General features: G+C 70.2%; 7 protein-coding genes. All 7 read right to left on the bottom strand.

Features of this window, described 5'->3' with window-relative positions:
* Positions 1-7 precede the first annotated feature (7 nt).
* The 7 genes from MFF64_RS31580 to MFF64_RS31550 all read right to left on the bottom strand — a co-directional run bounded on the left by MFF64_RS31580 (position 8) and on the right by MFF64_RS31550 (position 6,162).
* Positions 8-892 (bottom strand): alpha/beta fold hydrolase, encoded by an 885-nt coding sequence (locus MFF64_RS31580; protein WP_309296475.1) that lies wholly within the window; start codon positions 890-892, stop codon positions 8-10.
* A 235-nt stretch (positions 893-1,127) separates the two neighbouring features.
* Positions 1,128-1,871 carry an SDR family NAD(P)-dependent oxidoreductase gene (locus MFF64_RS31575; protein ID WP_238193335.1) on the bottom strand — a complete coding sequence of 248 codons (744 nt, stop codon included), beginning with the start codon at positions 1,869-1,871 and terminating at the stop codon, positions 1,128-1,130.
* Positions 1,872-1,889: 18 nt separating this feature from the next.
* The gene (locus MFF64_RS31570; protein ID WP_238193334.1) at positions 1,890-2,690 is read right to left on the bottom strand and encodes an SDR family NAD(P)-dependent oxidoreductase; all 801 of its coding nucleotides are present in this window, start codon (positions 2,688-2,690) and stop codon (positions 1,890-1,892) included.
* 32 nt (positions 2,691-2,722) lie between these two features.
* On the bottom strand, positions 2,723-3,436 hold the full coding sequence (locus MFF64_RS31565) for an ABC transporter ATP-binding protein (RefSeq protein ID WP_099903345.1): 714 nt from the start codon (positions 3,434-3,436) through the stop codon (positions 2,723-2,725).
* 2 nt (positions 3,437-3,438) lie between these two features.
* Positions 3,439-4,206, bottom strand: a complete 768-nt coding sequence (locus MFF64_RS31560; protein ID WP_099903347.1) for an ABC transporter ATP-binding protein — start codon at positions 4,204-4,206, stop codon at positions 3,439-3,441.
* Positions 4,206-5,258: a branched-chain amino acid ABC transporter permease gene (locus MFF64_RS31555; RefSeq protein WP_238193333.1), complete on the bottom strand. Its 1,053-nt coding sequence runs from the start codon at positions 5,256-5,258 to the stop codon at positions 4,206-4,208. Before MFF64_RS31555 ends, MFF64_RS31560 begins: the two co-directional genes overlap by 1 nt.
* 1 nt (position 5,259) lies before the next feature.
* Positions 5,260-6,162 carry a branched-chain amino acid ABC transporter permease gene (locus tag MFF64_RS31550; RefSeq protein ID WP_238193332.1) on the bottom strand — a complete coding sequence of 301 codons (903 nt, stop codon included), beginning with the start codon at positions 6,160-6,162 and terminating at the stop codon, positions 5,260-5,262.
* Positions 6,163-6,280: the final 118 nt, after the last annotated feature.

The following is a 6,280-nucleotide window of genomic DNA, read 5'->3' as shown; positions in this document are numbered from 1 at the left end:
CGTCGGCTCAAAGCCATACTTCAGGGCGGACCACTCCGATGGGGGCTGACCAATAGCCCTGCAGGCCGCCCTGGAAGCCGGTCCGCGTGTACTCCGTCACGTACACGTCCAGCTCGGCATCCGTCAGCCAGGCGCATGCCCTGATCTGGTCATTGGACGGCATCTCGGTGGCGACGGTGGCGGCCATGCCCTTGTGACGGTCCATCACGTAGTAGGTCGGAAGCCGCGCGAGATCCTCGGCCGATCGTGACGCGAGCGGATGCGGATCGTTGTCGGTCCAGTCGGCGCTCTTCGCGTGGTAGTAGGCGCGTAAGACATCCCGAAGCCCCTGGGGGGCTTGCAGCAGGTCGTCGTTCGCCTCGCGGGTCCTGTACCAGCGCTGGTAGAACTTGCGCGGACGGCTCAAGGCGGCCAGCTGCGCGTCGAGGGCGTCGTCGCTCTGCGCGGGCGAGAGAAGGGCGGCACCCTCGGCGCTCAAGGGAACGGTGGGAGGTCCGGAAAACGGCGCGCTCATCATCACCACAGAGCGGAAGACGTCCGGCCGGAGGAGCGCACACCACGCTGCCGCCGGCGAGCCGGCGTCGTGCCCGACCACGCAGGCGACTTGCTCGCGTCCCAGGGCGGCGGCCAGCGTCAGGGTGTCGGTGACGACGTTCAGGAAGCCGAAGGGATGGGTGCTCGCGTCGTAGGACGGATCCCAGCCGGTCGTCCGGCCATAGCCGCGCTGGTCGGCGGCCACGACGTGGAACCCGGCCTGGGCCAGCGGCAGCATGATCCTGCGCCAGCTATAGGCCAGTTCCGGGAAGCCGTGCAGCAGCATCACGAGCGGCCGGTCGGCCGATTCGAACCCCGCTTCGAGCAGGTGAACGGTCAATCCGTTGATGCCCGGCACCAGCCGCGACCGGATCCCCGTGGGAAGGGTGCCTCGTCCATAGGATGCAGGCGCGTCACCGAAGGGGACGTCGCCGCTACTCGTCCGAGCCCGAGATCGCATGGGTGCGATGCCTGTGATCAGACCTGCGCTCGGACGGAGCGCGGATCGCCGCGTGAGTCTCGAACGGGGCATCGTCCGACGAACCGAGCGTTCCCCCGCCGGACGATGTTCCGGATGGGACGGTCCCCTCCCCTCAGTGGAAGTGCGTCCCGCCGTTGATGTCGAAGATCGCCCCCGACGCGTAGCCGGCTCCCGCGCCGCACAGGAACACCGCGGTCGCGGCGATCTCCTCCGGCCGGGCCATGCGCCGGAGCGGATAGGCCTGCGGATCGTAGCCCTTGCCGGCGGTCATGCCGGTCTCGACCGGGCCCGGGGCGATGCCGTTCACCAGCACGCCGTGCGGTGCGCCCTGGCGCGACAGCCAGCGCACGAAGGCGTGGAGGCCGCCCTTCGAGAAGGCGTAGTGCGGCCCGGAACGGATCCCGCCCATCCAGCCGGCGACCGAGCCGCACAGGACGAGGCGCCCCTCCCCTGCGGCGACCATGCCGGGCAGGAAGGCGCGGGCGAGGTTGATCGGCCCCTTGACGTTCGCCCGGATGACGGCGTCGAGCGCCTCGTCCCAATCCTCGGCCATCCAGTCGTCGACGGGCGCGATGGCGGCGGTGTCGATCAGGCCGTAGACCGGGCCGACCTCGGCGGCGAACGCCGTCACGGCCTGCCGGCAGCCGGTATCGACGCTGTGAATCGCGGCGCGTCCGGCCACCTCGGCGCCGACGCGATCTCGGATCTCCTCGATGGAGAGCCGGTCGGCGAGCACCAGCCGCGCGCCCTGCGCGGCGCAGAGCCGGGCCGTGGCGCTGCCGATGCCGCCGGCGGCGCCCGTGATCGCGATCAGGCGGCCGGTCAGGTCGAAGGGCGATGGTGTCGGGGCGGTCATGGGGCGTCGTCCTGCCGGTCAACGGGCCGGCCGAAGGCCGCCGTAGGTCGTGAGATGCGAGCCCGCGAGCCAGCCCGCATCGACCGGCAGGTTGATGCCCGTGATCGCCGCGGCGTCGTCCGAGAGCAGGAAGGCCACGCCATGGCCGATCTCGGCCGGCTCGACGAGGCGGCCGAGGGCCGCCGCATCGGTGAGGAGGCGCGGGTCGCGCTTGCCGCGGTCGATCGCGGCCTGAAGCGGCGGCGTCGCGACGTAGCCCGGCGAGACCGCGTTCACCCGCACGCCCGAGCGCCCCCACTCGGCGGCGAGGCAGGCTGCCATGTGCACCACCGCCGCCTTCGAGGGCGCGTAGGCGTGGAGCGGCGCCGTGCGCCACGCGGTGACCGAGCCGGTGATCACGATGCCGCCGCGGCCGCGCCTCGCCATCCGGGTCCCGGCGGTGAGGCACGAGACGTAGACCCCGCGCAGGTTGACCGCGACGATGCGGTCGAACTCGGCCATCGGCAGGTCCTCCGGCCGCCCCCCGGGCTGGATCAGCCCGGCATTGGCGACGAGCGCCTCGACGGGGCCGATCCGCCCCTCGATCTCCGCGAAGGCCGCCTCCGTCGCCGCCTCGTCCACCACGTCGAACGGTACCGCCTCGGCGCCGATCGGTCCGGCCGCCTCGCGGGCCCGGGCGGCATCGATGTCAGAGATGACCGCGCGCCAGCCGCGCCCGGCGAGCACGCCCGCGACGGCGAGACCGATCCCGCTCGCGCCGCCGGTCACCAGGGCGACCCGGCCGCGTCCCTCGTTCCGCTCCAAGTCCTGGCGTTCCATGTCCGCCTCCCGTTCGGTCGGTCTCATGCGGCTCACACCGCGAGGTAGCGCTGCGTGATCGCGGTGTTGCCGCGCAACTCCGCCACCGGCGCGCGGTAGACGACCTGCCCCTTGTCGACGACCGTCGCGTGGGTGGCGATGTCGAGGCAGAAATGCATGTTCTGCTCGGCGAGCAGGATCGTGACGCCCATGCCGCGCAAGGTCCGGATCAGCCCGCCGATCGCCTGGACGATGATCGGCGCCAGGCCCTCGCTCGGCTCGTCGAGGAGCAGCACGTCGGGGTTGCCCATCAGGGCGCGGGCGATGGTGAGCATCTGCTGCTCGCCGCCCGAGAGGCGCCCGGCATGGCGGGTGCGCATGCCGGCGAGGATCGGAAAGACCTCGTAGATGCGCGTCAGGGTCCAGTACGCCTCACCGCGCCGTCCGCGCTTCATCGCGACGATCAGGTTGTCCTCGACGCTGTGCTCGGGAAAGACCTGCCGGTCCTCCGGCACGTAGCCGATGCCGGCCCGGGCGATGCGGTAGGGCGCCCTCCCCGAGACGGTCTCGCCGGAGAGCCGAACCTCGCCGCGCCGGGGCGGCACGAGGCCGGCGATCGCCTTGAAGGTGGTGCTCTTGCCGGCGCCGTTGCGGCCGAGCAGAGCCATCGTCTGGCCCTTCTCGACGGTGAGGTCGAGGTTGAACAGGATCTGGCTGGCGCCGTAATAGACGTCGGCGCCGCGGACCTCGAGCATCGGGGTGCTCATGCTCACGCCTCCCCGACCGTCTCGGACAGGCGGTGATCGGTGCCGAGATAGGCGTCGATCACGTCCTTGTTGCGCCGGATCTCCTCCGGATTCCCTTGAGCCAGGACCGCGCCGTACTTGAGGACGTGGATCGTCTGCGCGATCTTGAAGACGATGTCCATGTCGTGCTCGATGAACAGCATCGTCATGCCGGTGACCTGCCACAGGCTGTGGACCTTGCCGATCATGCGCCAGCGCTCCTCCGGCCCCATGCCGGCGGTGGGCTCGTCGAGGAGGAGCATCTTCGGGTCCATCGCCAGGGCGAGCCCGATGTCGAGGAGCTTCTGGTCGCCGTGCGAGAGGTTGGCCGAGACGACCTTCGCCTTGGGGCTCAAGCCCATGAGGTCCATGATCTCGTCCGCCTGGCGGCCGGCCGCCGCGACGGGAAAGCGCGTGAACACCCGGGCCGAGCCGCGCCGGTGCGAGACCACCGCGGCGGTCAGCGCCTCGCGCACCGTGAGGCTCGGGAACAGCGAGGCGACCTGGAACGCCCGCGCCATGCCGCGCCGCACCACCTCCAGGCTCGAGAGCCCGACGATGTCGGCGCCGTCGAACACCACCCGGCCCTCGTCCGGCCGGACATGGCCGGAGATCAGGTTGAAGAACGTGGTCTTGCCGGCGCCGTTCGGCCCGATGATCGCCGTCAGCGAGCCGGTGGGGAAGTCGATCGAGACGTCGCGGCTGGCGCACACGCCACCGAACGACTTCGAGAGGTGCTCGACGCGTAGCATCACACGATCCTGCTCTTGAGAGCGCCGTCCGGGAGGGGCGCGGGCTCGGCCCCCTCGGGGGTGGGCCCGGCCGGCGTATTCGGACGGGTTGTGCGCCGGCCCTGCAACCAGTCGTAGACGACGTCGGCGAGGCCGCGGCGCAGGCCCAGCACGATGACGAGGATGACCGTCCCCAGCACCAGCCCGTGATGCTCGGTGTAGATCGTCACGAAGTGGTTGAGGGTCTGGAGCAGCAGCGTGCCGACGAGGGGACCGAGGAAGATCGTCGTGCCGCCGAGCATGATCATGAAGATCGCCTCGCCCGAGGTCGTCCAGAACGCGAATTCCGGGTAGGCGCCGGACACGAACAGGGCGAGGATCAGCCCGCCGACGCTCGCCATCGCCGCCGCGAAGACGAAGATGCCGAGCTTCATCGCGGTGACGTCGACGCCGAGGAAGTTGGCCCGGGCCGGGTTGTCGCGGATCATCCGCAGCGTGTAGCCGAAGGGCGATTGCGAGACCTGCCGCATCGCCAGGATGCAGAGCACGAACACCGCCGCGCAAGCGCCGTAAAGCACGCGGGCATCGTTGAGGTCGAGTCCGAGGATCGGCGGGCGCGGGATGCCGCCGCGCAGGCCCTGGTCGCCGCCGGTCAGGCTCACCCAGGTCACGATCACGCTGTGGATGAACATCTGGAAGGCGAGCGTGATGAAGGAGAAGTAGATCTCCTTCAGCCGCACGCAGATCGCCCCGATGACGAGGGCGACGAGCGCGGTGCCGCCGACCGCCGCCAGCATGGCGAGCGGGATCGAGACCCGGCCGGTCTGCATCAGGAGCCCGAACGCGTAGGCGCCGGTGGCGAAATAGGCGGCGTGCCCGAACGACACGAGGCCGGTGAGCCCGACGAGCAGGTTCAGCGACATCGCCAGGAGCCCGTAGGCGAAGAAGTAGATCAGGAAGTCGCGGAGCGCCGGGGCCGGGAATGCCATCGGCAGAACGAGGAGCAGGGCGAGAGCCGCGATGGCGAACGCCACGTCGCGCAGGAGGCCGGGACTCAAGAGGCCGGAACGCATGTCAGGCGGCCTCCCGGCCGAGCAGGCCGCTCGGCTTGACGACGAGGACCAGGGCCATCAGGGCGAACATCAGCCCGTCGACGAAGAGCGGAAAGCCGATCGCCCCGAAGGCGCGGGTGAAGCCGATGAGCAGGGCGGCAAGGAAGGCGCCGGCGATCGACCCCATGCCCCCGATCACCGTAACGATGAAGCTCTCGATCAGGATCGAGACGCCCATGCCGGGGGTCAGGGTGCGGATCGGCGCCGCGAGCGCGCCGGCCAGCCCCGCGAGCAGGCTGCCGAGGCCGAACACGCCCGCGTAGAGCAGCGTGGTGTTGATGCCCAGCGCCCCGACCATCTGCGGGTTGATGGCGAGCGCCCGCACGATCTTGCCGAGCCGCGTCCGGTTGATGCCGAGCCAGAGGACGAGGCCCGCCGCGAGGGCGACCCCGACCATGAACAAGTAGTAGCCCGGCACGAAGCCGCCGGCGATCTCAACGGGGGGCAGCGCGAAGACGTCGGGCATGCCCATCATGCGGTACTCGCCGCCGTAGAGGATCTTCACGCCGTCATCGAGGATCAGGATCATCGCGTAGCAGACGAGGAGCTGCATCAGGATGTCCCGGCCGTAGACCCGGCTCATCACCAGCCGCTCGAACGCCATCCCGAACAGCCCGACCCCGATCGCGCCCGCCGCCATCGAAGCGAGGAAGCTGCCGGTCAGCGCGTAGGCGGTGAAGGCGAAGTAGGCGCCCATCATGTAGAAGGCGCCGTGGGTGAAGTTGATGATGCCGAGCACCCCGAAGATCAGAGACAGGCCCGAGGTGACGAGGAACAAGAGCATCCCGACGATCAACCCGGTCGAGACCTGGGTGACCGCACAGGATGCCGAGGACAGGCAGTCGACGAGGGCCTCAAGGTTCAAGGCGTTTCTCCCCAGGGGCAGAGGGGTCGAGGCTCGGCGCGGAGCCTGCTTGATCTGTTCGTGTCGATCGACCCGGCACGCGGGCGAACATCTCTCCACGTCATCCCGGGCTCCGCTG

Origin of the sequence: Methylobacterium frigidaeris (assembly GCF_022179185.1) — a bacterium.
Lineage (GTDB): Bacteria > Pseudomonadota > Alphaproteobacteria > Rhizobiales > Beijerinckiaceae > Methylobacterium > Methylobacterium frigidaeris.
This window is presented reverse-complemented; position numbering and strand designations above follow the sequence as displayed.